The following is a 23,889-nucleotide window of genomic DNA, read 5'->3' as shown; positions in this document are numbered from 1 at the left end:
GGCAGCGCAAGATGCGCAGCTGGGCCGCGAAGCATCCCCGGTTCCTACTGTTAGCCTTTCCGCTTTGGGGTGATCCCCGGTCATTCGCTGAGTTACCGGAACAGAAGCTTTGGCCGCGCATTCTTGGCGTTTTCGCGCTTGTTAGCCCCCATCATCGATGCGCTACAAGCCGATCCAGGAAGTGGCCAGTCACTAGTTCAATGGGCAGAAGTTGCTGGCGTATCCTCTCGGACTCCTGCAAGACGCTGGGTTGCCGCTACTGGCCTGGGATGTTGTGAGTGGCGCCAGAGGCTGAAGCTTGCTGCGTCCCTCCCTCTCCTCCAGAGCGACTGCAAAGTTGGTGATGTTGCCAAGCGGCTGGGCTATAGCGGCCCCTCCCCTTTTATTGCAATGTTTCGCCGACTAACCGGCATGTGCCCAACTCAGCTGAAGAGCGCTGTCTAGATGCAACTTCACCTTGAGGAGAGGGCCCTTTGAACCTGGCTAGCCGAAGAAGCGTTCCCCGAACAAGGAGAACGGGCCTCAAGCGGCCCGTTTTCATTTGAACTGCAGCTATGCAATTGTCTTTCAGCGCTTGGTCGAGGTGTCATCCACGACCATGACCTCGTCAGGCTTCTTGCGAGCTGCGTACTCCGCCAGTACCACACCAAATACTGCCATCAAACCGCCACCCACGACCCAGGTGCTCAGAGACTCTTTGAGGACCACCACCGCAAGCAATGCAGTGACGATCGGGACGAGATTGAAGAACCCGGCCACGCGAGCAGAGCCCAGCCGATGCAGGCCGGTCATCCATGCCAACGGTGCCATGATCGAAGCGCCGATTGCTGCGAATGCAATGCAGCCGATGGCTGCGCCACCCTGGACGCCAGTGCCTGCGACAAGGAAAAGAGGTAGCAGCAGGATCGTTGCAGACATGGCTTGAAGAAACAGGGATTCGATCAGCGTTACGGGAATGCGCCACTTGTGCATCAGCAAATTGTAGGTGGCAAAAGCCAAAGCGCCCAGCAGCATCAGGGCGTCACCTTTGTTGATTCCATGGGAAACCAAGGCTTCAAAGTCACCATGGGACACTACCGCTATCACCCCAACCAAGGAGATGATCGAACCAATCACTGCGCCACCGCGGACTGCGTGACCCATGAAGATGCGCGACAAGGCAAGAGCGATCAACGGGATGAGTGCCTGGATAACGCCCATGTTGGTCGCAGAAGTGAAATGTGCGGCGTAGTACGCCAGGCATTGGAACATGACACCGCCCAAAGCACCGAGCACGAGGAAGCGTGCCCAATTGGCTTTCAGGACCGCTAGGTTCGACTTCAGGCGCGGCAGGGCGAATGGGAGCAAGATGATGGCCGCAGCAAGCCATCGCCAGAAGCTAATATCGACCGGGCCGACGGTCCCTGCAGCGAGCTTTGTAACGATGGTGTTGGCGCCCCAGAGAAGGCAGGCCAGGAGGGGGAGCAGGTAGTACATGGCATCCTCAGATACTGGATATCAACAGCCAGTAGCGTAGACTTGGCGGAATTTCGTTACATCCATAATTTGCGCCAATCTTCATCTTGAATGCGACATGGCAATGGACCCCGTCCCCTCGTTCAGCTCCATCCCTGGAGACATCTACGTTCGGCAAGGGACTTTGCCTCCCTCCGACTGGGATGCTCGTGTGCATCCGTGGGGGCAGTTCAACTATGTTGCGCAGGGTGTCATGGAGTTACAGGTAGGCGAGGACTGGATGGTGTCCCCTACCCACTATGCGATATGGATTCCGCCTGGTGTTCACCACTCATCCCGAAACCGTGGTGCGGTTGCTTATCGATCCGCATACCTTTCGGTCGGCGCGTCGGCGCAGATGCCCAGCATTCCGACTGCGTTAGCGGTTAGCTCGTTGCTTAGGGAGATCTTGGACGAACTGGCCCGTCGTGACATCGGCGAGGCCGTTAAGCCAGAAGACCGGCGACTCTCCGCGGTCGCCCTTGACCTGATTCTGGCCGCGCCGGTGATGTCGAGCTTCCTGCCGCTGGCCAGCGGTGACGTGCTAAAGCGGATTCTGAGCTATGCCGAGACCTCCCTTCAGGACTCTCCGTCGGCACTTGAGGTCGCAGAGCGCCACCACATTAGTGTTCGATCACTTGAGCGCTTGGCAAAGCGCGAGCTAGGGATGGGGTTCGGAGAGTGGCGCAGTCGGCTTCGTTTTCTGAGGGCAATTGATGCCTTGGGTTCAGACCGATCAATTACGCAGATTGCAGACGATCTGGGCTATGCAAACTCAACGTCTTTCAGTGAGATGTTCAAGCGACACTCTGGCCGGACCCCAGACCAGTATAGAAGGGGCCTCAGTCCGCTCCAGCGAGAGGTGGAGCCCTCCTCCCGCTGAATCGAGGCAGGCCTCGAAGCTGTTGGGTCAACCATTTAGCTGGCCCAGACAGTGGCCATTCGGATCGATGGATCATCCAGAGGGTGTCAACCACCGGAGATCCACAGTCAACCACCTCAATTGCGTCTTGCCGAGCGAAGGATTCACGGGCGTGTCGCGGAATGACAGTGAATCCCAGCCCGAGCGATACCGGCTCAAGGATGAGCGCAACCTGATTGGTGAAGCCGTGTATAGGAAGCGCGCGTACGCCTGGATTTCCTGGGAACTTGCGGGCGAGAAGGCGGGTGGCCATAGCCTGGCCATCTGGATGATCAACGAAACCCAACTTTTGAAGATCCGCCCAGCTGTCCGCGCAGGCACCTCTCGGAACTACCAGCTCAAGCGCCTCCTCGGTGAAGGGCTCAGCCCGCAGCCGAGGGTCATCCGGCCGAAGTGCAAGTAGACCCACCTCGTACTTCTTCTCCAGTACCGCCGATAGGATTTCTGGGTCCGGCGAGAAGCGATGACGAATGATCAAGCCGGGATGGGTGCGCTGGAAGTCCAGCAACACCGGGTAAAGAGCAAGGCCAACACTCCCGGGGGTTATCAGCGCAAACTCCCCCTGATCGCTGTCCGCGCTCGCGAGCTTGGCTTGAAGCCGGCGATCGGCCGAATCCATCTCTTGGCAGTACTGCAATAGAGCCATTCCCGCCGGCGTCAGCTCAATAAATCGTGGTCTGCGCAGAAACAGGGCACCCAGCTGTTGCTCAAGATGACGTACATGCTGACTGACCGCAGCCTGGGTGAGCTGCAGCTGGCCTGCGGCCCTGGTAAAGCTCCCGACCTCTGCGATAGCCCGAAAGGATCGGAGCCAATGCTCATTCAGCATAAGAATATTTTATCAATCTGATAAAAATGGATCAGATCATGGTTGAGTTGCAGGGTCTAATCTTGCGGCTACCCCTCTCTTCAGTGGTGTGCCGTGCCTGCCCTACCCCCTCCCTACCCTCGCGCCTTCTCCCACATCGGCCTGTCTGTTACCGATCTCGATGCCGCGGTTTCCTTCTATACAGAAGTCTTGGGCTGGTACCTCGTCATGCCGCCGACCAGGATTGCTGAAGACGAAAGCGCAATTGGCGTGATGTGCACGGATGTGTTTGGGCCTGGATGGGGCAGCTTCCGCATTGCACATCTATCCACTGGTGACCGGGTTGGAGTCGAAATCTTCCAGTTCAATAACGCCGAGCGTCCCGCGAACAACTTCGAGTACTGGAAGTCGGGCGTCTTCCACTTCTGTATTCAGGATCCGGACGTTGAAGGCCTGGCCGCTCGGATTGTGGCAGCTGGTGGAAAGCAGCGAATGCCGGTTCGAGAGTACTTCCCAGGGGAGAAGCCCTATCGGATGGTTTACATGGAGGATCCGCTGGGCAACATCCTGGAGATCTACAGCCACAGCTACGAGCTTACGTATTCAGCTGGCGCGTACGTCTAGCTCCACGCACACCCTCAGCCAGCTTTCGACTGCCAGGCAGTCCTCGCCAAACTGAGACACGACGGTACGGAGCAAGTGTCTCGGCTGTAGAAGTCAGAGGTCTGCAAGTTAGAAGCTGGCGAACGTAATTTTAACGATTCATCGGCGAGCCGCGCCGCTAGCCCTAAGGAGCATATGATGAAAATGAACGGCATTCGTTGGCCGGAAGGCTACCTTCCTGGTTACACCGAAAACTTTGTCTCGAATGAGCTGATCGTCCTCGGCCTTGCCGCAGCTGATGTTTGGCCGTTGCTTGAAGAGCCACGTCTGTGGCCGACCTACTACGGAAATTCAGCCAATGTGCGCTTCCACGATGGCGCCGGCCCTCTGTTGCGAAACGGGGATCGATTCTACTTTGAAACCTTTGGCTTCCCCGTGGAGGCTCAATGCGTCGAGCATGAGGCTCCTACCTCCGAGGGTCCGGGCCGGATCGCTTGGCATGGCTGGGCCGGTGAGCCCGGGTCTGCCGATCGACTTGACGTTCATCATGCGTGGATTGTCGAAGACCTTGATGGTGGCCGAGTGCGGATCCTCACGCAGGAGACGCAGAAGGGACAGCCTGCAGAAGCCCTGCGTCTGGCCAAGCCGAATCCAATGATCAATGGTCACCAGGATTGGCTGGACGGCCTGGTGGAAGCAGCTCGAGCCGCCAAGTCAACGTCCTAAGCCGGAGTAAATCCCCGTGCTTGCTCCTCTTGCTCTCCCCAAAGCCCCGTTTATGTCTGCCCTGTTTAGCCCATTCGAGCTCAAAGGTGTCACTCTTAAGAATCGTATCGCGGTGCCGCCCATGTGCCAGTACAGTGCGGAGGACGGCCGTATCAACGATTGGCATCTCAGCCACTATGCCGCGCTTGCGCGCGGAGGCGCTGGGCTCGTGATTGTCGAGGCTACCGCCGTGTCTCCGGAAGGACGCATCACCCCGGGATGTGCTGGCCTGTGGGGTGATGAGCAAATTCCAGGAATGGCAGCCATCGCTTCTGCCATCAAGCAAGGCGGTGCCGTAGCTGGCATCCAGATCGGCCACGCAGGGCGCAAGGCTAGTGCAAATCGGCCATGGCAAGGCGATGACCACATCGCAGCCGATGATCCCGCAGGATGGGCGATCCTTGGTCCCTCGCCGATCGCCTTTGGCGGCTCGCTCGATAGAGTTCCCAACGAGATGACGGTTGAGGACATTCATCGCGTTCAAGCGGATTTCGTCGCTGCAGCCAAGCGTGCGCTTGCTGCAGGATTTGAATGGCTGGAGCTTCACTTCGCTCATGGCTATCTGGCGCAGAGCTTCTTCAGCCCCGACAGCAACAAGCGGGAGGATCGCTACGGTGGCAGTGCGGAGAACAGAGCACGCTTCCTGCTGGAGACATTGGCGGCCGTCCGTAAGGTTTGGCCCGAGCATCTGCCGCTGACCGCGCGCTTTGGAGTTGTGGAGTACAACTCGCGCGATGGCCAAGCACTGGTCGACTCCATTGAGATTGGCAAAGAAATGCGAGAGTTGGGGCTTGATCTGCTCAACGTGAGCATTGGCTTCAGTGCTCTTGGTGGCCGCGTCCCATGGGGTACACAGGCGTTCCTGGCACCCCTTGCTGAGCGATTTGCTAATGAAACTGGGCTTCCGGTGGCCACAGGTTGGTGCATCGATGATCCACAGACTGCCGAGCGCGTTGTAGCGGACTGTCAGGTTGACCTAGTGATGATCGGGCGGGCCCACCTATCCAATCCGCACTATCCGTACCAAATGGCCATTGCGCTTGGCCAGGAGCTCCCAGCCAGCGTGCTACCCACGCCTTACAGCTATTGGCTGAGCAGATACAAAGGCCCGGGCAAGGCGTCGGCTCAATAGGAGCGAGCCAGCCCCCTCCTCCATCGAGCAATAGGGGCAAATGATCTGGCTCCCATCGAGAATCCCTAACGCCATTGCAAGCTGCTACCCCGCCTCAACACAGGCGGGGACAGGCACCATTAAAGTTGCTCCGCCTTGTCCGCCAGGGGTCACCGAAGCGGCTGCGTGAGCGAGACGGGATGGGAGGTCTGACTAGGCGCCGAAGAAGACTCGAGCTAGCGAGAGGCACTTGGCCGACGCTGCCTTGCCGGCATGCTCAAGCGCGAGCGCTCCGCCGCCGACAAGATGACCATCAGCACAAAGGGGTTGGCTACCTGAATCATGACTACGGACGTCTCTGAGATTGCACCTTGCAGCAGGAGAATCATCGGAATAGTGAGTAGGGCATGGAACAACACTCCCGCACCAACCAAAAGGGCTAGTGCTCGATAGCTCATACGACCCGCGCCAAAGGATGTGTAGATCATCCAAGCGCAGAGGGGGATGAAGATGATGATCGCAGTTAGCGTTCCCGCGCCGTAGCCGACCCCGAGAATCAGCGGGATCACGTGGAAGACAACGTTGATCATGATGATGCTGTAGATCGCATAGCCCCTTGAGCCAGGGCAAGGCTGGAAAGATTGAAGGCGGCGATCGCCTGCCCTGGGTGAAGACGCGTGGTGAGGACAACTACGCGATCTCAGAGCAAATCGGCTGGCAGGTCCATGTCTATGGACGAGCCAGTACTGAACTAAAGGGCTGGTGCGACAGCCGCGGCATGGCTCTTCGCGAGTTTACCTGGCACGAAGAACATGGCCGCGCTGGACGTCAGCAGGACGCTGTCTACGTTCTGCGGCCTGACACTTGGGTGGGATTGGCACAGCCAACGCAGTCCCTAGACGAGCTGCAGCGCTATTGGGATTCCCGCATGGGCAAGAGATTGAGCACGTGAGCGAGATGCAACCTAAGTGGAGTCGTCGCAAGGAGGCGCGGCCGCTCGAGATTGTAGACGCTGCGGTAGATGTTTTCCTTGAGAACGGCTTTGCTGCCGCAAAGCTCTCTGATATCGCGAAGCGCGCACGAGTCGCGAAGGGCACGATCTACCTCTACTTTGAAACCAAGGAAGAGCTGTTTCGAGCCGCAGCGCGCCAGTTGATCTCCACAAATCTGGAAGGCCTTGAGACGGCACAGGCGACCTTCGACGGGTCGATTGAGGAGCTAATCCCGACGCTCCTCCAGCGAGCGGTCTCATCAGGTGGCGATGCCCGCTTGTCTGCAGCATTGCGAATGGTGCTATCGGAGAGCCGAATGTTTCCTGAGCTTGCGAGGATCTGGCATGACGAAGTTGCATCTCGCATGATCCGGCTGGTGGCAAGCGCTGTCGAGCGGGCGCAGGCCAAGGGGACCGTCCGCGCCGGCGACTCAAATCTCATGGCCTTTTCAATCATGGCTCCGATCGTAATGGGTGTGCTGTTCCACGAGCTGTTCGGGACCTCGAGTCCGCATGCACCTGCGCTGGACAAACTTGCGTCCCAGCATGCTTCAATGATCCTTCATGGCATCACTGTGGATGCGATGTAAGCCGCCCTCACGGAGTTGTTAAGGGTTGGGCCACATCTATCCCTCCATGATTGAGATCAGTTGTCCTAGCCCTGCGACTTCGAGGGTGATCGTCTGCCGGCCAGAAGCAGATTCAGCGCGGCACAATCCTAGCCAGCGCATGCGCCCAAGGCATTGCTACTTGAAGGATGGGCAGCCATTGGCAAGCCACCAGCAGGCTACCGTCCTTCGTCGCCCCATGCGCACCGTCACGCAGTTCGAGCAGGGCATCCGGCCCGGGTTAGTCGTCCATCCCGCTGCAGACGATCAGGTCGAAACGACCCGTCGGCCACTCCTGCAGTTTCTGGGCGCAGGCCGCCGGAAGCGATAGAACGTTGAGTGTCGGTCCGAGGGCTGGCGCACCTCGTAGCCGCTGCCTCGATATCCCCCCGAGAACCGCTGGCCGAACGCAAGCGTCAGCGCCTCCACGCTCAGCACCACGTTCCAGATCCTTCGTGGCCCCACTTGCCGCTTCGCTTCCTGCGTTACGACGGCCAGCGCAACGGCCCCGATGACCGCGGACTGGTACCGGAGTTCAGGCACCACTCGCCGAGCTCCCGCGCGCCTGCGATCAGACGAAGACCTCATCGAGCAGGTCCCGCAGCGCGCCGTTCAGCCTCGGGTCGCCCTGTCCCTGCAAGGACAGGTACAGCGACAACGGGTCCACGACGGTGCCCGCGCCACCCAGGCGGGTGGAGTACGCCCAATGCTGCACGTCTGCATAGCCCTCGCCGGCCACGGGAAACCATTCCGGCTCCGGATGCCGACGGAAGCAGTCTCGTCCGATCGCAGCGATCGGACGCGATGGCGCCGCCAGTTCGGTGAGAACGGACAGGCCGGTTTCTCCCGCAGCACGACAATGATCGGCCAGCAGCATGTCCAAGCCACTTTTGCCGATGCAAGTGGTGCGCAGCACCGGCGAGCGCAGCCGCGGCAGCGCGACCGCCCACAAGGAGCGGCGCGCTTTCAAGAACCGTAGCTTCGTCTCCCGCCCCTCGCGCTGGGCGCTGACGAGGTTAGCCGCCACCAGTTCACGGGCGACCCGCGAGGCAGTCATGCGTGAGTAGCCTGCCTCGCGCGCCAGGTCGAGCGGCACCCACGGGACGCTGCCAGGGATGCCGCGCTCCTCCAAGTCGGGCCGCAACAGGGCCGCGATCAGAACCGCTTGTGCCGGATGGCTCAACCGCTCCCCAGCGGATGTGAGCACCCTTGGAGACGAATCGCGCTCGCGTAAGCTCATCAGGAAGCTCGGAGCGAACAGTTGGCTACCAGGCACAACGAAATCCACCCGAGACTCGATGAGCTTGGAGCGAATGTAGGGCGAAACGCCGGAGAGCACGAGAATGACCCTCAAGCCGGCCTTTTCCGCCAATCGATGCACCTGCGCGATCAGCCGCAAAGGTGGCAACGGTTCCGTCTGCGCCGGGACGGTGGCCAGCAGCACCCTGTGGCCGAGCAGGTCAAGCTCGGCCAGGCCGAATAGGGTGGCGAGGAAGTGGGGTAAGCCGCGCGTCTTGGAGCTGGGCCAGGGCTCGAGCTCACCGACCATGTCGGGTAGTAGACCCTGAAGATAGCGGGCTGCGGCGTCGAGGTCGTTCATAGCAGCGAATGTAACGGAGGTTCTTTACCGTAACAAGGCGCGGTGACAGTGAAACTGCTCTGTTACAGTCCAGTGCACCAGGCCCCTGCTACATCGCCAGGCGAGTTCCCCCGTTCAGACGCCAGCTACTCCCTCCGACTCCGCACGATTTGCCGGATAGCCCTCGGCAGTGGATTACTAGAGAGAGGTTTGTGACTATTACCGCGTAGTTGTAACGAACAGCATTTGCATGGGCTATTCATTAGGCAGCACGATTGTGTCGTAGTTGAAGTCTCGAGGCCGCTGACCGGTTGCCTTGATTGCTTCTTCGACGGCTCTATCGAGCATGAGCAGGTACTTTTTAACGATCTCGCTCCCCCGCCCCTTTTTCATCTCTTCTTTTCTCAGAAAGAGTTCCTGGATCTCCTTAAGTGCACTCACAGCCGTTGCTGATTGCTGCAGCGCAATCGCCAAGGATCGGTTCGGCACGTCAACATAGTTGACTGAATCGAAAGCCTTATGAAGCTGGGTCAGATGCGCCAAGATCAGCCGGGGGCCGCCGAATCCTCCCTCGAACTGCGCCAGCATCAGTGTCGCTGGAAATCGCGCATAGGAAATCAGCTCTATGAGGGACTGTGTGACCTCCCGTCTCCTGACTCTGGCGTGCCAAAGGGGGATCAGTCCCGCGGCGATGATGGCTGCGATGCTGCCGATCGCTTGCACCCACGCCGGCCAGTCAAGCGCTAACGTGGCGGATTTGGGACTCGGCTTGCTCATGAGTGCCCAAGTCAAGACGGCTCCTGCGGCAAAGGTCATCACAGCGACCACCGCCCAATCTCTGTCAGTTCTTCCCTGCTTCATGGCGTTCCTCCTCCGGCGTGCTGGTTTCTACCGTTCGTACGGGGCCTGTCGCGCCGTGCTCTCGGGCGCGGTCGAGGATGAACTTTGGGGGGGGCGTGTACGTCCTCCAAGTCTTTCGGGGAAAGAAGCCTTGATCGAATGGATGGCCTCAAGTCTTAGATTTCCTGCTATTGGGTTCTTGTGTCGGCTCGCCCACTCTTCTGGGCGCGGTGCGGCGTGGCTTGCTTTGCCTGCTTGGCGTTGCCGTGTTCGCTCTCCCTTGTCGGAGTGCCTCGGTAACTTGCCGAGTGGTTTCCTTCAGTGACGTCAGCTGCGCCTCCAAGCCATCAGCCCGCGCGTTCACGCCTTCCAGTCGGCGCAATGCCTGTTGCTCGCGGTTGGCAGCAGCAATGGCTTGTTGCTCGCTCTCTCGCAATGAGGTGGCCAAGGCCATGCGCTCCCGCCCCCACTCCTGCTCGGCTGACCGCAACGCCTGGCGATGCCGGTCAACCTCCGTATGGGCACGATCCTCCACTGCCCTGACGTGCGCCTGGAGCGCCCTCCTCTCTTCTTCGTGAGCGGCCGCGGCCTCGCCCAGACTGCGGCGTACGGCATCCAGTTCCTGCTCGAGTCGCTCCGCCCGTCCATAGGCTCCATCGCGTTGGCGCAGCAGGTCTTGTACTTGTGCCGTCATCTGGGAGACCTGTGCCGCCAACTGCTCCGCGGTGGTGGCGGCGGCCTGAGTCTGGACCTGAGCCTCCCTTTCGCGCTTCTGGCTGGCCTCAATCGCCAGCGTCAGGGCCACCCGGTCCTCCTCCAGCAGGCGCTCGCGTTCCTCCAGTGCGTGCCTGGTCGACTCCAGCTGGGTCTGAGCGAGCTCGCCGGCATCCTGCAGCGCGGCCTGCCACAAACGCTGGCTCAGGTGAGCTACCCGCTCTGGGATGCCTGGAACCGCCGCCTCAATGGCGCGCTGGCGCAGGCGAAAGCCTACGGTCTGCCACCAGGTCTCCAGCCAACGCGTGACGGTGTTGGGCGAGCCGGTGCCCAAGTGGGCTCGGATTCGCTCGACGGTGGGACGTTCGCCGGCGGCGATGATGTCGTCCGCTGCCTGGTGCACATCCAGTTCGCTGATGCCCTTGGCCATTGGGTGTCCTTCTGCGGAACGGTGAGAATTGGCAGGCCATGTCTGATAAGGCATATTTATCAGATGTAGCTCAACCTAATCATAGTGCACAATACATAGTACATATGAATAATATCACTGCTGCGTCAGGGGAACTCGTTTCGGGGCTGGTTCCGGAGCGGCTGGCCACTTCCGCCGCAGAAGCGGTGCGAGACATCCTGCAGGAGGCCGAAGCGCCTAACACCATTCGCAGCTACGCCGGCGCCCTGCGCTATTGGGCGGGCTGGTTCGAAGGGCGCTATGGCAGGCCCATCGCCCTACCCGTCCCCCCGGCGGCAGTGGTTCAGTTCATCGTGGATCACATGGGGCGCTCAGGCGATTTGGGGCTTCGTTGGGATCTGCCTGCAGACTTGGATAGTGCCTTGGTGCATGCGGGCCTGAAGAAGAAGCCTGGGCCGCTGGCGTTCTCCAGCCTGGTCCACCGGGTGGCGGTCTTGTCGGCGGCCCACAAGCAGGCCCGCCAAGACAACCCTTGCGAGGATCGCGCCGTGAGGACCCTACTGTCCAAGGGGCGCAGGGCTTCTCACAAACGAGGCGAGCGCCCGGCCAAGAAGACCGCGCTGTCAGCCGCAGATCTGCGCGCAATGGCGGCCACCTGCGACACCTCGCTCAAGGGGAAGCGCGATCGCGCCCTGCTCTACTTTGCCTTTGCTAGCGGCGGGCGCCGCCGCAGCGAAGTCGCCGAGGCGACGGTGAATCACCTCACCCGACTGCCCGAAGGCGGCTACACCTATCGCTTGGATCACGGAAAAACCTTGCAGTCCGGGCCAGTGGTTGGCAGCAGCCCCGACAAGCCCATCCTGGGAGAGGCAGCCACCGCACTGCAGGACTGGCTGGACGTGGCCGAGATTACCGACGGCCCCCTGTTCCGGCGCGTCTGGCCACGGTCATTGGGCGGCGCGCTCAGCGGCAAGGCGGTCGCCGCCATCGTTAAGGACCGGGCGCGGTTGGCCGGTCTGGACGGGGACTTTGCCGGCCACAGCCTGCGCTCGGGCTTTGTTACCGAAGGTGCGCGGCGTGGGGTGGCCCTGCCGGCGCTGATGGCGATGACCGATCACCGCTCCGTGGCCAGCGTGATCGGATATTTCCAGCAGGGCGGCGTCGGCAGCAACCCCGCCGCGCGCCTGATGGATGAGGACTGAGCCTCCGGCCCGAGCGGCCAGCAGTGCGCGTTGAATGTGCCCCGCTCGGGCCCTATCCTGCACAAGACGCGCACCATCCACGGCAGGAATCAGGGGGCAGCATGAAGCTAGTCAAGGCACGGATCCGAAACTTCCGTTCTGCAGAGGATTCCGGAACGTTCGATGTCGGAGAGCTGACCTGCTTGGTCGGTAAGAACGAGGCGGGCAAGACTGCAATTCTCACGGCGTTGTTTGGTACCCGTCCCATCGCCGACCAGTTTGCTTACGACACGGTGCGCGATTACCCCCGCCGCTTCCTCACGCGGTATGAGGAACGCCACGACGACGAACCCGCACCGGTTGCCACCCTGACCTGGGAGCTCAGCCACGAAGACCAAAAGGCGGTCGCCGACGTCCTGGGTGCCGGCGCGTTAAGTAGTACGACCGTTGACGTAACGACAGATTACAGTGGCCACAGCACTTGGAGCATTCACGTCGATCCCAACGTGGTGCGCGCGTTTCTGCTCGACCAGCACGGTGTGGCAGGCGAAGAGCGGGAGAAGTTTTCCAAGATATTGCTGGATCGACTCGTGGTCGAGATAGATGCGCACCCCGAGCCGTCTGACCAATTGCAGGCGGTCAAGCGGTCCATCAGCGGCTTCCGCAAGGGGAAACCAGTGCTGGCGGCCATCGATATCCTGCAGAAAAGGATGCCGGCGTTCTTCTATACCTCTCACTTTGATCGCATGTCCGGGGAGATATCGCTGGACAAGCTGTCTCGTGACACCCAAAGCGGCGCGACGATCTCCCCGGGTGACCAGATTTTCCTCGACTTCCTCGAGTACGCCGGGACGTCGGTCAGCGAATTGCAGTCCAGCACACGCCTGGAAGAGCTCAACGCACGTTGCCAAGCCGCCTCCAATGAAATTACCGATGAGATCTTCGAGTTTTGGAGTCAGAACGACGCGCTCAGTGTAGAGATAGCGCTTGCCCAAGGCCTCTCCGAGGATCCCGCCCCCTTCAATAGCGGGACTGTTGCCAAAATCCGCATTCGGAATGACAACCACAAGGTTTCGGTGCCCCTGTCTGAGCGCAGCGCCGGATTCGTCTGGTTCTTCTCCTTCCTGTCGCAGTTCAAGCAGATGCGAAAGAGGAACCCCGGTGCGATCATCCTTCTGGATGAGCCTGGATTGACGCTACATGGAAAGGCGCAAGCTGATCTGCTCCGCTACATCATTGAGCGTCTACTCCCCGACCACCAGGTCATCTACAGCACCCACTCGCCCTTTATGGTGCCGGCCGATCGTCTTGCGGACGTTCGCGTCGTCGAGGACGTTGTCACCTACGACCAGCGTCGCCGCCCCACCGTTAAGGGCACACAGGTCTCCGCGGACGTCCTGAGCGTCGATCAGGACACGCTGTTCCCCCTTCAGGCCCATCTCGGTTACGAGGTTACCCAAAGCCTGTTTGTGGGAGCGCATACCCTGTTGGTCGAAGGACCTTCGGATGTGCTCTATCTTCAGGCGGCATCGCACGCGCTCAAGCAACGCAAGCGCCAAGGCTTGGACAGCCGGTGGGTGATCTGCCCCACAGGCGGCATAGACAAAGTGCAATCGTTCGCCTCGCTCTTCTCTGGCAAGGGCATCCACATGGTCGCCTTGTGTGACTACGGCAATGGCGATAAAGGCAAGGTGCAGCGGCTGAGGGAGTCTCAGATCATGAAGACTTCCGGCGTCTTGGTAGCCACGGATTTCACCGGAAAGGCGGAGAGCGACATTGAGGACTTCTTCGCACCCGCCGTCTTCGCCGACATCCTCAACGGTGCCTACGGTCTGAAGGGAAAAGGGCAAATTTCCGCCCGGCAGTTCAGCCAAGACGGTGCCCTGACGCGCCAGGTCAAACAGGCCGAAGCACTGTTTAATGTCATGGGGGCTTCCGTTCCGCCCCTGGATCATTTCACTCCCGCCAACTGGCTCATCCAGAATCAGCACGTGCTGGCCGCGGAAACTACGGCCATCAATGAAACGCTGGAGCGCTTTGAGAAGGCCTTCGCTGAGATCAATGCGGCGCTAGGGGCCGGTGCGTAGATGAACCTCTGCCAGAGCTCCGCAATGGCAGCGGGTTCCTCTCCCGGCGCGCACTCATCGGAGGGCAGGACTCGGCTGCCTGACTCCCGCGCCATGAAATCGGCCTCTAACAGTGCGCCCTTTCCCTGCCATGCTGGCCCTGCGAATGCCGGGTCCGCAGAGGGCGCTTTAGACGCGCCAAGCCCAGTCTGATCCGTGAATGCGGCGACCACCCTGCCGGTTCCAGCGGAACGCCTCCCACATCAGAGTCGGCGGCGTTCCACCGTACTTCAACTCATCAGCCAACCGGATGAACACCTCATCGGTAATCCAGGTTGACGGGGCAAGGTCCAGGTCCGTGAGCTTGGCCGCATGATTGGCCGCGCGTCCAACCCAGACGATGTCGTTGCCGCCTCGAATGCCCGTGCGAGCAGCTCGGATTGGGCTGCTGTCGATTCCGACGACATGCCTCACGGTACCTGTCCAGTCGGGGTACTGCTGTTTCAACGCTGGCATGACGATCATCTTGACCGCATAGTTGATTTTCAACCCGGCCTTAGCCGCCGGCGTGGCTTGCCGGTCACCCACCCAGATGCCCATGAAACGATCTCCGTCGTAGGAGGTGATCTTGCCGCCCTCTTTCCTGATGATCGTCGCTGCACAGTGCAGGAACGCTTTGTAGATCTCTGCACTCAACTGCCAGGCTTCGGTGTCGACCATATTCGTTGAGCCGTTCAGGTCCGCGTACAAAACAGTGGCACGATCAAACTCCACTGCGTCATTGCCCAATCGCAGATCTTCTGGATCGGGTACAACTTGACCTCTCCGTGTAGACCATCGGGTTTGTGCTATCGCCTGCACGGCGGCCGTCATCTCTTCCAGCAGTGCCACCGTCAGTCCCTCGGCCCAGCTTCGAGAATGCGGGAGCGAATTTGTTCGCATGCCGGTGCAATCAAAGCCCGGGCGTCCGGGCCAGGGGTGTATCGGTAGGGGACGGTCGTGAGCCCCGTGAGATCACTGGGAAGCTTCAGCTTGTCTTCGCGCGGCTCCATCAAGAAGGCGCGCCGACGCCCCAGGAATCCAATGAACATACCCAGTTCAAAGACGACGTTGTCGCGCATGACAGGCCACTCGTCACCGCGGCTGATGACCATGTCATCCGCGTGGGCCACGGCAATGGCAAAGTCTGCCTGTTCCAGCTGGCGCTCGAGCTCGTCAAGTGTGTAGTTGGCGGCGCGGAACACCCCGTGGTCCCATACCACCGTCAGGAACGGGTCGTGCTCGAAGTGCTGTACCAGCAACCGCGTGACAGGGAGCGCCTCCACCGACGACATCACAAAGACCCGGACCTGTCCGCGAGGTTGGGTAATCATGTGATTGCGCTCTTTTAGACGGCGCGAAAGGGTCGCGGCCAGCCGCCGCCAGATGACGGGGTGTGAATCCGCAATCCTGCTGAAATCGATTTCCGGCACCTTTAGCACTACGGTCGGCTCGCGTGCAGTAACAGTTGCCGCCCGCAGTTGCGCCGGTTCGATGGCTGCCATTTCGCCGACGTGGTCCCCAGCCCTTCGGGTATTAACCACTTTGCCGTTGACCAGCACGTCCACGGAGCCGGAGACAATGAAGAAAACGTCGGTCTCTGGGGCGTCCTGAGTGATAAAGGCCTGCCCTGTCCCCACGTCGAGCAATTCCCCGGCCTGTGCCAGCTGGGCTGCGGCCGCGTCCAAGCCGGCCAGCAGGCGGAACTCAGCCAAGGCGGCGATCAGTCGCCTGCCATCATCCGCCGCGAGGCGCTCGACGATCCCAGTCCCCATACTGCCCCCTTGAAAGTGTGAACTGGGTCCCAATATACGCCCAAAGGAGCTGGAATGAATCCGGCTGCCAGCCACGCCGTAGGCGACGCGACCCGCCCGGCCTGGCCTCCTCTTGGGCGCAGGGAGTAGCACGATGGGACACAGCTGGAAAAAAGATCGCACCAAGAAGCGCATTGCCACCCGTTACGCCGAAGTCCGCGACGTGGACATCCGCGATTACAAGCGGGAAACCTCGCTGGTGGATATTCCAGTCAATCGCGCCTATCGCGTCCAAGGGGCGCATGTCTACATCGACATCGTCAATCTGGCGGACATGCTTAGCTGCACTGACATCGAAGGTGAAACCTGCCACAAGCGGGCCCTTCGATTCCTGAATCAGCACTACCGCGCCGTCCATCGCATCCTCGTTGAAAGTGATGCCATCCGTGTGGACTTTCACAACCAGCGGCTGCATGCGGTTGTGACCAAGCCGTACGGCGATGCCAACGAACGCGCCCGGATCGAGCGCGCGGTTGCGATCGCCCAGCTCGCCATCGATGTGCTGGCTGAAACGGGCGACTCGGACGCGCACATCCCCAATGCCCAGGTTCGTGTCGGCATTGACAGCGGGATGGCGTTGGCCGTCAACAATGGTCGTCGCGCCAGCCGAGAACCTCTTTTCTTAGGCTCCCCAGCCAATCAGGCGGCCAAGTGTGCCGGGCATGGAGGGGCTGAAGGCATCTACCTGACGCACGGCGCACGTGCCGTGCTTGAACTGCCTACCTTGACCGGCAACAAGGACCGCACCACTTCGCTGACCGATGCTCAGATTTCCGCATGCGTCGAGGCCGCTGCACTCGGCATTTCCAAGTCGCGCATCATCGAACTCTGGAAAGATGAACAGGCCGAGCTCCCTATCGGCGAATTCAAGTTCAGTCGACCGACGCCTCCGCTTTCTGATCTGGACTTCTCCCTGCTCAGCGCGGCGAACTCAAGGCGATTTGATGGCGTTTCGATCTATGCCGACATTGACGGATTCACCGACTTCGTGGACAAGCACTTAGAGGAGGATCCCGAACATCTGGTTCGAACACTGCACGTATTGCGCTCTGAGCTGGATGCGGTCGTACACGAGGATTTTGGCGGGCGTCGTGTCCGTTTTATTGGCGACTGCCTTCATGGGGTGCTGCTGGAGGGCACGTCACGGACGACAGATGCGCAGGACACGGTCAGCACCGCTGCCCAGTGCGCGGGTGCATTGCGCAGCAGTTTCTCCACTGCCCTGGAGCAACTGAGCGCCGAAGGCGCGGAAGTGGCAGAGCTGGGATTGGCCATTGGCTTCGAACTTGGCCCCCTTGCCATTTCCCGCCTGGGCATGAAGGGGAGCCTTCTGCGGTGTGCCACGGGGCGAGCGGTGTTGGAATCTGAAGCCCAACAACGACTCTGCGACGGTGTGGAGACGGCCATTGGTGAAAATGCCTACAAGGCCGCCAGCGCCGCGATACGGACCGTCTTTACCGACAAGCGAAAGGCGGCGAACCTAGACTATGCCGCAGCGGTGGAGGAACTCGCCGCATCCGGGGACCGCGTGGCGAAGGCAACACTGGAGGCACACTACGCTGAAGTGGCACCCGCAGTGGCTCCTGCGCTCGCGCAGCCGATCCGTCCTCATGTGGCCGCGACGTGACGCCAAGGCCTTTGGAGCTGCTGCAGCGCGTGGCACCGGACTACGGTGCCACGTTGATCGTAGACCCTGTCGGGGGGCTGGTTGGGATCACAGTGGTTCGGGCCGGCGGAGCCGAGTACGCATTTAGATTGCTCGTCTCCGTTGCAGGCGAGCACGTCTCAGTGCGCGAGATCGCCGACCCCGGCATGCTGCCGGGGTTCTGTCCCGATCGGCATATCAACGGTGACCGTAGCTTCTGCCTCGGCTGGGGAGAAGACAATCCGAGCCGGATCCAAGACGAAGCAGCAGCGAGGCATTGGTGGGCCACGGTCTACCAGTACCTGACCTACCAGATCGGCGCGAACGCCCGCCGGGTCTTTCCTGGAGCGGAGAACGGCCGCGCGCACGGTCGTGCTGCGCAGCATCAGGCCAATGCTGAGCAGGCAGCCGAACGACTGGGTCCGGCATTCAAGGCAGATGTGCTCGCGGGGCAGTTCATGGTCCGCAAGGATTCGCGCCCTCAGAAGCGGAGGCTCGAGCTCTGGCACGGCAAACTACTCCTTGCTCGGGTGTCGACGCGCACTGAAACCTTGGTCGGGAGACCCCCAGTCTGCCCATGTGGCCGCGATCCTGACGGTGCGATCACTGCATGTGGCGACCACGCTGCGGCCCTGGTCACTTTCATCTTGGAACAGCACCGATGTGCGCTGGCCGACACAGCTTTCCTTGAGGATTGTGCGGCTGCAGGAGCGCGCTGCTGCGGAACGCTGGACATCTGCGGTCTTCGATCTGCCATCAAACGAACACAAACCGTATCCCTCAAGACAGAGAACTCACCCCGTGCAAGAACCTCAAAATTCTGGCGGCCACCCGCCAAATCAAAGCGACCGCGTTAGTGCCGCTTGGCAGCAGCTGAATTTGGTCTTGGGCTTCTTCTCCCGTGTAGACACAAAACTCTCGGTCGGCCTGGGTATCAACCTGGGCATGCTTGCCATGATCGCGACGCGGCTGCCGAAACTTGATGAACTAACGGCCCTGATCTCGGTTGTGGGCGTTTTGTTCCTTACACCGCTTACTGTTAGCTTCTGGCACCTGTGGTACGGATATTTTCCGGAACTGCGAGGCGGGTCAAATTCGCTCATCTTCTTTGAACGGGTGTCGAGCATGGCCGAGCACGAGTTCTTGCAGAAGTGCGCGGAGCGTACGCTGATGGAGTTCGAGGAAGACCTCCTGGGTCAATGTTGGCGCAATTCCAAGATTCTCTCGTCAAAATTCAGCTGTTTGAAGTACGCGTACATTGCCACTGTTCTGGCAATCGCCCCATGGATGGCACTCATCGTTGTGCTGCCTCCGCCGGCAAAGTGACACACAAGTGGCTTCTGCTCATCCAGTTGTTGAGCCGGAGCCCCGGGCAGCGCTGACAGGGCCGGGCCTTCCGGCCCAAGTCGGCCCAAGGTGAGAAACGGTGCTGGCCATTGCCGGAGTTTGGCCATCGGCTATCACACGCACGTCGCAGTTAGCTCCCTTTCGGAAGGGGATGCCAGCCTAGACGTGCAGCAAACTCACGACGATAGACGGTGTCAATCTGGGGCGGGGCTCGCCGGACGTACTCTTCTGCGAGCGTCGCAGTTTGCCCTGAGAGGCTTGCGAGGTAGGCAACTGCTTCTTCCACTGATGGGACGCGTTGATTTTCCCCGTTGAACTTCGGTGGCAGCGCCGTCCATAGCACAGTGGTAATCCCGCGAGCAGCGGCCCAGTCAGCGAGCCCAGGAATACTCGCCGGTGCTGGACAGCCATGTGTCCAGACCCCCAAGTGTCGCTCCATGTTCTTTGAGGGAATGGCTTCCCGCTCACGCAAGGCTCGCTTGGCGTCGCCCTCGTCGTCGGTACCAGCCTCAACCCAGAAGGAGGTGACAGCAGACGCGGCCGCATGCATGACCAACGTAAGCCGTCCATTGCCGGATTGCCTTAAAAACTCTACGCAAACCGTTGGCCCGTCTGCCAGCCACTGTCCACGAACCGGTAGACCGTCGGGTTGCCATACCAGCGACCCCCAACCAAGATAGGCAATCATCTTGAGCCTCTACTCGACTGCGACAGCCGTGCCGCCCACCACAAGCGGCTCATTTCGTAATCGGTCGAGCCTTTAGTCTCTGCGCTCACCATCCTGGATGCCTCCTCGTCTCAACAAGACTCTGTATTGATAGCGCTACCGCGCCATCTGCCGCGATGTTGCGCTGCAGGGTCCGACGCCGGGCGAGAAGAAGCGCGAAGACGGAGCATGCTGCTGATTGCGGACTACCCGCAAGAGCGGGTGACGCATGCCTGGGAGATAGTCGAACCCGCTGTCTTCAAGCTCAAGTACGAGGCGGGAGAGAACCTCATGCTGCAGGAGCAAGCGGCGTCGCGACGATGCAATCCGAACACCCCGGCACCCTGTGAAAGGAAGCACGAAATGGCTGAAGTACCAGAACAGCTCTTCGGCAATAAGCTGGATGGGACTATCCTGCCCCACCAGTAGCAGGCAATCGTGCAGTGCACGCCCCAAGGCAAAGCAGTCATGCCGTCTGCCCTGCTCATGGGCGACCCTCAACATCACCACTAGTGCCGCCAGGCTATCCAGAGTGCCCAGCCCGCACAAGCCCTCGGTGATCTCTCGTAACCGACGGTCTCGGCGGACAAACATGCCGGCTCGCAAGCTCGCTCCGCTGAACACTTCCAGTTGCACAGGTGCACTGAGCGACATGAGTATTGATTCTCCACAACCGCCAAGTGCCTCGTGGACATTCAGAGCGGCCCAGACCGGTGAACATAGAACCATGCGGGAGCCGGGATAGCGCGCCTCGGCTGCTGCCTGCGTCGCCTGGGACGGGACGTGTTCCGCATGGGCATATTTCACCCACACATTGGAGTGGCAGCCGGGACGCTCCGGGGATATCGACTGTCCGAGCGCGTATGCGCTGGATAGGCCCATTCGGCTTCGCAAGCATTCAAACCACAATCCGACACTGAGTGATCGCAGGCAGTACGACACGGCTCGGTTGGCGGGAAGTATGCTCGTGCTTGCACGCATGCGGGCAAGTCGCGCCTCGCCGTAAAAGGGTATCTCTTTGAGCGCCATGGCCGTGCCCCTCCCCATTCACCTTTGATGGGTAACGAAACGCGAGTTTGTTACTCCTTCCACCATCCGTATTAGAGGGGCAGAATCAGGAGGACACAAGCGACGGGGTGTGACCACGCCATGACGGAGCGGACCAACGAATCAATCCTGGCCCCGGAACGCCGTGAGATCGAAAGAGAATTGACCTTTCATTTCGGGCCTCTCATCGGCTATGAAAACTTGCCGCGAGCTCTTGGCTATCGCTCCAGCCACGCGCTCCGCCAAGCAGAGGCACGCGGAACCTTGCCCGTGAAGATATTCAAAGTGCCCGGCCGCCGCGGCAAATTTGCCTTTGCGATGGACATCGCCGACTGGATGGTTGGGCTGAGGGCCGCAATCAGTCCGCCGGCAGTATCTGGCACCCCGCAAGATGAAGCGGCTGCTCTGAAGCCCAACCAGGAATGACGCCCCACAACCCAAACTCAAGGGGCCGGGCTTGTAGCGTTTCAAGAACAGACTCAAGACGTCCCCGAAGATGCGCTCGCCGAGCGCCGAGGAGAGTACCAAGAGCCGGAAACTAACATCTCCGAACCCTGGAAATGACTTGCCCCCGTTGGCGCGGGGGCAAGTGACATCTGTTGGAGCAGATGGTGGTGAAACTCAGCCTGTACCCTGAGGCTCACCCTTTTCCTTGACAAAGTCAAGCGACTTCCCGTTCGCGCGGAGGGGTGCGCCCATTTCCTCCCCATCTCATATGGCGGAGGCGAACCTGAATGGGCACCTTGTTCCAATCTCGAGACCGGGCAGACGTTCGCAAGCCGACGGCTGAGGAGCAGGATGATGACCGCAGGAAAAAGCGCGACCGCCAAACCGACGGACGAAGACCGCCGTGAGGGGCATCTGCCCCATTCCCCTCTCGAGCTAGCACGCGGCAAGCGCGACCGCCGCGAAATCTTTGTATTTCAGTCCCCGAAGAATGGGCGGACCGTAACGGTGGCCGACCTGGTCAACTTTTGCCAGGCGCTGATGCTCGAATTTGACCCCCAGGTGGAGATGTATGTTGAGAGGCCGCGTCGAATCACGGTAGGCGAGAAGCGCGACCTTGAGTTGAGCTTCTGGGTCGGGCGGAGGGATGGCACCCAGCACTACCAGTTTGTAATCCCTACAAAACGGGTGGCTTCACTGAGCGTTGGCTTAGTCAAGCTTCCCGCAGATGACGAGCTCATCCACATGGCCTTGAATCAAGGGCTCGTATTGCGACTTGTCCACGAAAACTCTCTGGCATCTCGCGCCAGCGAGGTCGCTGTTGCCTACGAACTACTTCCGCTTGTCTGGGCCAATGCAAAGATCGCGGGGGCCAGGCAGTTGGAAGTGAGGATTGAGGACATGCTCCAGAACGTTGAGCGCCTCACCATGAGCGCATTACAACTGCAGACGGGCCAGGCCCGGTTCGCAGTGGCTTGCGCAGTGGCAAGCCTCGTCTACACCGGCCGCGTACAACTCGTGGACTATCGCCCAGGGGATCCGGATGCCCTCGTGGAGGTGCGTCATGGCTAGGTACGAAATCTATGATCAGGCGACACTCGACGAGTGGTACTCCCCACATCCGGTTGATATTGCACCAGATCATCTCTCCAAGTTCCGCGTGGCCAAGGAAGCACTCACCGCCTTGCTTCTGGGCCGTTCCACCATCACCGCTATATCCCGGAGATATGGAATCTGCCACAAACGCCTGAAGCGCATGGCAATGAAAGCGCCCACGATAGCCCACGATGGCATGCCGCACGGATTTCGCGTATGCATTCCATGGGGCAGTTACTCGACTGAGCTTTCCTTCGAACCCGCGGAATTGCCGCTGGTTCCAGGAAGATTTGCGTGGCACAAAGTCTCCGAAGCTGTGCCGAGTGTTAAAGCCTTGATCGATGGCTTTGCAACCCATCTGCCGCCGGGCCGCCCTCCAAGCGCGTTCGTAAAATTGCACCAACGAGTCCTTGCGGAGCTGAAGCAGCACAACCTGGAGGACAAATTCCCCCTGAACGATCCTGGCAAGGGGAAGCGCTCGCTGCTTGCTTTGCTCAAGCGGCGGCAGTCGGCAGTAGCCGACGTGGACCTTTATGAACCTCAATCGGCATCGAACGCTCCTGTCGCTTTGGAGCAAGCAGTACGGATGGGCCTGTTCGCCAGAACGGAGTTTGACGCGCACCAAATCGATGTTGAATGCAAGATCTCCATCGATATGCCCAATGGCGCGCGTGTTACGCGCAAAGTGTCACGGCTATGGCTTCTCATCGAAATAGGGACTGAATCCAGGGCGGTAACGGGATGGCTTCTCTGTGTCGGCCAGAGCTATGACAATCTTGATGTAGCGCTCTGCTTGTCCAAGTCAATGGAACCCTGGGCTCCCAGGGACCTGACGATCCCGGACCTCTTCTACGCACCTGGCGCTGGAATGCCCGTCTATCAGGCAGCAACGCCGATAGTCACGCGCTCGGCCGCTGTCGCACTGGACAACTTCCTTGCGCACTCGGCCCATGCACTCGAAGCAGCATTCTGCAGGGCTCGGGGAGGTGTGATGATCTTCGGAAAGTCGCACACACCGCGCTCACGACCCATTGTAGAGCAATTCTTCTCGCGCTTGGAACGTGGTGCGCTGCGTAAGATCCCCGGCGGTTTTGAGCCCGCCAAACGGCTGGGGGAAACAAGATCAGGATCAGCAACTTCTCTCCGGATGCCCATCCCATCCAGATGCACCTTCTCGAGGAGCTCCTGGACGTCATCATAGCCAACTACAACGCGACGCCTCACTCCGCACTCGGACAGATGACGCCGCTAGCGTATCTCACGAATCGCAAAGAGTCAGCGTTTGCGTTTGCGCCGGAAACCTGTGGCCTGGATGCTGCAGATATGGCTTCGACAATCGTAAGCCTGCCCGTAAAAGGCAACAAGGATAATGGGGAGTTGCCCCATGTCACCTACTTGTATGCGGACTACCGATCCCCTTCCCTTAACGATAAATGGGGACTGATTGGCACCAGGATTCTTGCGCGCGTGAATAGGCGCGATCTTCGTTCAATCGTGCTACTTCAAAGTGCCACCGTGCCATTCGGAGTGGCTACCGCGCGAGCGCCTTGGTCGCGCGCGCCGCATGACGAGAGGACGCGAAGGATCATCTGTCGTTGGTCCAAACAGCGCAGTGATTTCTCAATCGCTGGCGTGGAGTGTGCAATTGAAGCCTTCAT

At 60.1% G+C, this 23,889-nt stretch carries 22 protein-coding genes; 15 read left to right on the top strand and 7 right to left on the bottom strand.

Annotation, left to right across the window (positions count from 1 at the left end; genetic code table 11):
* Window positions 1–567 precede the first annotated feature (567 nt).
* The gene (locus E5790_RS20370; RefSeq protein WP_043033504.1) at window positions 568–1,476 is read right to left on the bottom strand and encodes a DMT family transporter; all 909 of its coding nucleotides are present in this window, start codon (window positions 1,474–1,476) and stop codon (window positions 568–570) included.
* A gap of 97 nt (window positions 1,477–1,573) precedes the next feature.
* Between E5790_RS20370 and E5790_RS20365 the strand changes: the two genes are divergently transcribed.
* The 5 genes from E5790_RS20365 (at window position 1,574) to E5790_RS20345 (ending at window position 5,724) form a co-directional block, all read left to right on the top strand.
* The gene (locus E5790_RS20365) at window positions 1,574–2,377 is read left to right on the top strand and encodes a helix-turn-helix transcriptional regulator (protein ID WP_043033503.1); all 804 of its coding nucleotides are present in this window, start codon (window positions 1,574–1,576) and stop codon (window positions 2,375–2,377) included.
* A 151-nt stretch (window positions 2,378–2,528) separates the two neighbouring features.
* A complete protein-coding gene (locus E5790_RS22135; protein ID WP_049402761.1) occupies window positions 2,529–2,819 on the top strand; it encodes a hypothetical protein in 291 nt (96 codons plus the stop codon).
* A 519-nt stretch (window positions 2,820–3,338) separates the two neighbouring features.
* A complete protein-coding gene (locus tag E5790_RS20355) occupies window positions 3,339–3,848 on the top strand; it encodes a lactoylglutathione lyase family protein (RefSeq protein WP_033836000.1) in 510 nt (169 codons plus the stop codon).
* 177 nt (window positions 3,849–4,025) lie between these two features.
* The gene (locus E5790_RS20350; RefSeq protein ID WP_223224789.1) at window positions 4,026–4,553 is read left to right on the top strand and encodes an SRPBCC domain-containing protein; all 528 of its coding nucleotides are present in this window, start codon (window positions 4,026–4,028) and stop codon (window positions 4,551–4,553) included.
* A 52-nt stretch (window positions 4,554–4,605) separates the two neighbouring features.
* Window positions 4,606–5,724 (top strand): NADH:flavin oxidoreductase/NADH oxidase, encoded by a 1,119-nt coding sequence (locus tag E5790_RS20345; protein WP_049402762.1) that lies wholly within the window; start codon window positions 4,606–4,608, stop codon window positions 5,722–5,724.
* 215 nt (window positions 5,725–5,939) lie between these two features.
* Here E5790_RS20345 and E5790_RS20340 read toward each other — a convergent pair whose 3' ends face one another.
* The gene (locus E5790_RS20340; protein WP_043033501.1) at window positions 5,940–6,293 is read right to left on the bottom strand and encodes a hypothetical protein; all 354 of its coding nucleotides are present in this window, start codon (window positions 6,291–6,293) and stop codon (window positions 5,940–5,942) included.
* A gap of 26 nt (window positions 6,294–6,319) precedes the next feature.
* On the opposite strand from E5790_RS20340, the gene E5790_RS20335 reads away from it, so the two are divergent.
* Both E5790_RS20335 and E5790_RS20330 read left to right on the top strand, forming a co-directional pair.
* A complete protein-coding gene (locus E5790_RS20335) occupies window positions 6,320–6,655 on the top strand; it encodes a hypothetical protein (RefSeq protein WP_043033500.1) in 336 nt (111 codons plus the stop codon).
* 5 nt (window positions 6,656–6,660) lie between these two features.
* The gene (locus tag E5790_RS20330; protein ID WP_043033616.1) at window positions 6,661–7,284 is read left to right on the top strand and encodes a TetR/AcrR family transcriptional regulator; all 624 of its coding nucleotides are present in this window, start codon (window positions 6,661–6,663) and stop codon (window positions 7,282–7,284) included.
* Window positions 7,285–7,873: 589 nt separating this feature from the next.
* Here the strand turns inward: E5790_RS20330 and E5790_RS20325 are convergent.
* The 3 genes from E5790_RS20325 to E5790_RS20315 form a co-directional block, all read right to left on the bottom strand.
* Window positions 7,874–8,902 carry a hypothetical protein gene (locus tag E5790_RS20325; RefSeq protein ID WP_049402763.1) on the bottom strand — a complete coding sequence of 343 codons (1,029 nt, stop codon included), beginning with the start codon at window positions 8,900–8,902 and terminating at the stop codon, window positions 7,874–7,876.
* Between the two features lie 234 nt (window positions 8,903–9,136).
* Window positions 9,137–9,742 (bottom strand): hypothetical protein, encoded by a 606-nt coding sequence (locus tag E5790_RS20320; RefSeq protein WP_033836002.1) that lies wholly within the window; start codon window positions 9,740–9,742, stop codon window positions 9,137–9,139.
* 148 nt (window positions 9,743–9,890) lie between these two features.
* Window positions 9,891–10,865 carry a DNA-binding protein gene (locus E5790_RS20315; RefSeq protein ID WP_049402764.1) on the bottom strand — a complete coding sequence of 325 codons (975 nt, stop codon included), beginning with the start codon at window positions 10,863–10,865 and terminating at the stop codon, window positions 9,891–9,893.
* Between the two features lie 104 nt (window positions 10,866–10,969).
* Between E5790_RS20315 and E5790_RS20310 the strand changes: the two genes are divergently transcribed.
* Both E5790_RS20310 and E5790_RS20305 read left to right on the top strand, forming a co-directional pair.
* On the top strand, window positions 10,970–12,046 hold the full coding sequence (locus E5790_RS20310) for a site-specific integrase (protein WP_049453654.1): 1,077 nt from the start codon (window positions 10,970–10,972) through the stop codon (window positions 12,044–12,046).
* A 101-nt stretch (window positions 12,047–12,147) separates the two neighbouring features.
* Entirely contained in the window at window positions 12,148–14,112 is a 1,965-nt protein-coding gene (locus tag E5790_RS20305) for an AAA family ATPase (protein ID WP_024956865.1), read from the top strand.
* A 168-nt stretch (window positions 14,113–14,280) separates the two neighbouring features.
* On the opposite strand, the gene E5790_RS20300 is transcribed toward E5790_RS20305, so the two are convergent.
* Together E5790_RS20300 and E5790_RS20295 are read right to left on the bottom strand one after the other, a co-directional pair.
* Window positions 14,281–14,982 (bottom strand): adenylate/guanylate cyclase domain-containing protein, encoded by a 702-nt coding sequence (locus tag E5790_RS20300; RefSeq protein WP_197585661.1) that lies wholly within the window; start codon window positions 14,980–14,982, stop codon window positions 14,281–14,283.
* A 2-nt stretch (window positions 14,983–14,984) separates the two neighbouring features.
* Complete coding sequence (locus tag E5790_RS20295) at window positions 14,985–15,905, bottom strand: TIR domain-containing protein (protein ID WP_095052052.1); 921 nt, start codon at window positions 15,903–15,905, stop codon at window positions 14,985–14,987.
* 133 nt (window positions 15,906–16,038) lie between these two features.
* Here E5790_RS20295 and E5790_RS20290 point away from each other — a divergent pair, with 133 nt between their 5' ends.
* From E5790_RS20290 to E5790_RS20265, 6 genes are all read left to right on the top strand, one after another.
* Window positions 16,039–17,571 carry an adenylate/guanylate cyclase domain-containing protein gene (locus E5790_RS20290; RefSeq protein WP_111205582.1) on the top strand — a complete coding sequence of 511 codons (1,533 nt, stop codon included), beginning with the start codon at window positions 16,039–16,041 and terminating at the stop codon, window positions 17,569–17,571.
* A gap of 597 nt (window positions 17,572–18,168) precedes the next feature.
* Entirely contained in the window at window positions 18,169–18,915 is a 747-nt protein-coding gene (locus tag E5790_RS20285; RefSeq protein WP_128990601.1) for a Pycsar system effector family protein, read from the top strand.
* A 916-nt stretch (window positions 18,916–19,831) separates the two neighbouring features.
* Window positions 19,832–20,071, top strand: a complete 240-nt coding sequence (locus tag E5790_RS20280) for a hypothetical protein (RefSeq protein ID WP_126412177.1) — start codon at window positions 19,832–19,834, stop codon at window positions 20,069–20,071.
* A gap of 720 nt (window positions 20,072–20,791) precedes the next feature.
* On the top strand, window positions 20,792–21,115 hold the full coding sequence (locus E5790_RS20275; protein ID WP_024956858.1) for a hypothetical protein: 324 nt from the start codon (window positions 20,792–20,794) through the stop codon (window positions 21,113–21,115).
* A gap of 375 nt (window positions 21,116–21,490) precedes the next feature.
* Window positions 21,491–22,207 (top strand): hypothetical protein, encoded by a 717-nt coding sequence (locus E5790_RS20270; protein ID WP_049401583.1) that lies wholly within the window; start codon window positions 21,491–21,493, stop codon window positions 22,205–22,207.
* The gene (locus E5790_RS20265) at window positions 22,200–23,432 is read left to right on the top strand and encodes a hypothetical protein (protein ID WP_136191795.1); all 1,233 of its coding nucleotides are present in this window, start codon (window positions 22,200–22,202) and stop codon (window positions 23,430–23,432) included. The genes E5790_RS20270 and E5790_RS20265 overlap by 8 nt, the downstream gene beginning before the upstream one ends.
* Window positions 23,433–23,889 lie beyond the last annotated feature (457 nt).

The sequence above is a fragment of the Stenotrophomonas sp. PAMC25021 genome (assembly GCF_004795795.1).
GTDB lineage: Bacteria > Pseudomonadota > Gammaproteobacteria > Xanthomonadales > Xanthomonadaceae > Stenotrophomonas > Stenotrophomonas muris.
The sequence above is the reverse complement of the archived record's forward strand: the minus strand, read 5'-3'. Positions and strand labels throughout refer to the sequence as shown.

Excerpts from the sequence above, each read along its gene's own strand:
- E5790_RS20370 (WP_043033504.1), bottom strand. The coding sequence starts at position 1,476 with ATGTACTACCTGCTCCCCCTCCTGGCCTGCCTTCTCTGGGGCGCCAAC.
- E5790_RS20365 (WP_043033503.1), top strand. The coding sequence starts at position 1,574 with ATGGCAATGGACCCCGTCCCCTCGTTCAGCTCCATCCCTGGAGACATC.
- E5790_RS20350 (WP_223224789.1), top strand. The coding sequence starts at position 4,026 with ATGAAAATGAACGGCATTCGTTGGCCGGAAGGCTACCTTCCTGGTTAC.
- E5790_RS20345 (WP_049402762.1), top strand. The coding sequence starts at position 4,606 with ATGTCTGCCCTGTTTAGCCCATTCGAGCTCAAAGGTGTCACTCTTAAG.
- E5790_RS20340 (WP_043033501.1), bottom strand. The coding sequence starts at position 6,293 with ATGATCAACGTTGTCTTCCACGTGATCCCGCTGATTCTCGGGGTCGGC.
- E5790_RS20330 (WP_043033616.1), top strand. The coding sequence starts at position 6,661 with ATGCAACCTAAGTGGAGTCGTCGCAAGGAGGCGCGGCCGCTCGAGATT.
- E5790_RS20325 (WP_049402763.1), bottom strand. The coding sequence starts at position 8,902 with ATGAACGACCTCGACGCCGCAGCCCGCTATCTTCAGGGTCTACTACCC.
- E5790_RS20320 (WP_033836002.1), bottom strand. The coding sequence starts at position 9,742 with ATGAAGCAGGGAAGAACTGACAGAGATTGGGCGGTGGTCGCTGTGATG.
- E5790_RS20315 (WP_049402764.1), bottom strand. The coding sequence starts at position 10,865 with ATGGCCAAGGGCATCAGCGAACTGGATGTGCACCAGGCAGCGGACGAC.
- E5790_RS20310 (WP_049453654.1), top strand. The coding sequence starts at position 10,970 with ATGAATAATATCACTGCTGCGTCAGGGGAACTCGTTTCGGGGCTGGTT.
- E5790_RS20305 (WP_024956865.1), top strand. The coding sequence starts at position 12,148 with ATGAAGCTAGTCAAGGCACGGATCCGAAACTTCCGTTCTGCAGAGGAT.
- E5790_RS20295 (WP_095052052.1), bottom strand. The coding sequence starts at position 15,905 with ATGGGGACTGGGATCGTCGAGCGCCTCGCGGCGGATGATGGCAGGCGA.
- E5790_RS20290 (WP_111205582.1), top strand. The coding sequence starts at position 16,039 with ATGGGACACAGCTGGAAAAAAGATCGCACCAAGAAGCGCATTGCCACC.
- E5790_RS20280 (WP_126412177.1), top strand. The coding sequence starts at position 19,832 with ATGCTGCTGATTGCGGACTACCCGCAAGAGCGGGTGACGCATGCCTGG.
- E5790_RS20275 (WP_024956858.1), top strand. The coding sequence starts at position 20,792 with ATGACGGAGCGGACCAACGAATCAATCCTGGCCCCGGAACGCCGTGAG.
- E5790_RS20270 (WP_049401583.1), top strand. The coding sequence starts at position 21,491 with ATGACCGCAGGAAAAAGCGCGACCGCCAAACCGACGGACGAAGACCGC.
- E5790_RS20265 (WP_136191795.1), top strand. The coding sequence starts at position 22,200 with ATGGCTAGGTACGAAATCTATGATCAGGCGACACTCGACGAGTGGTAC.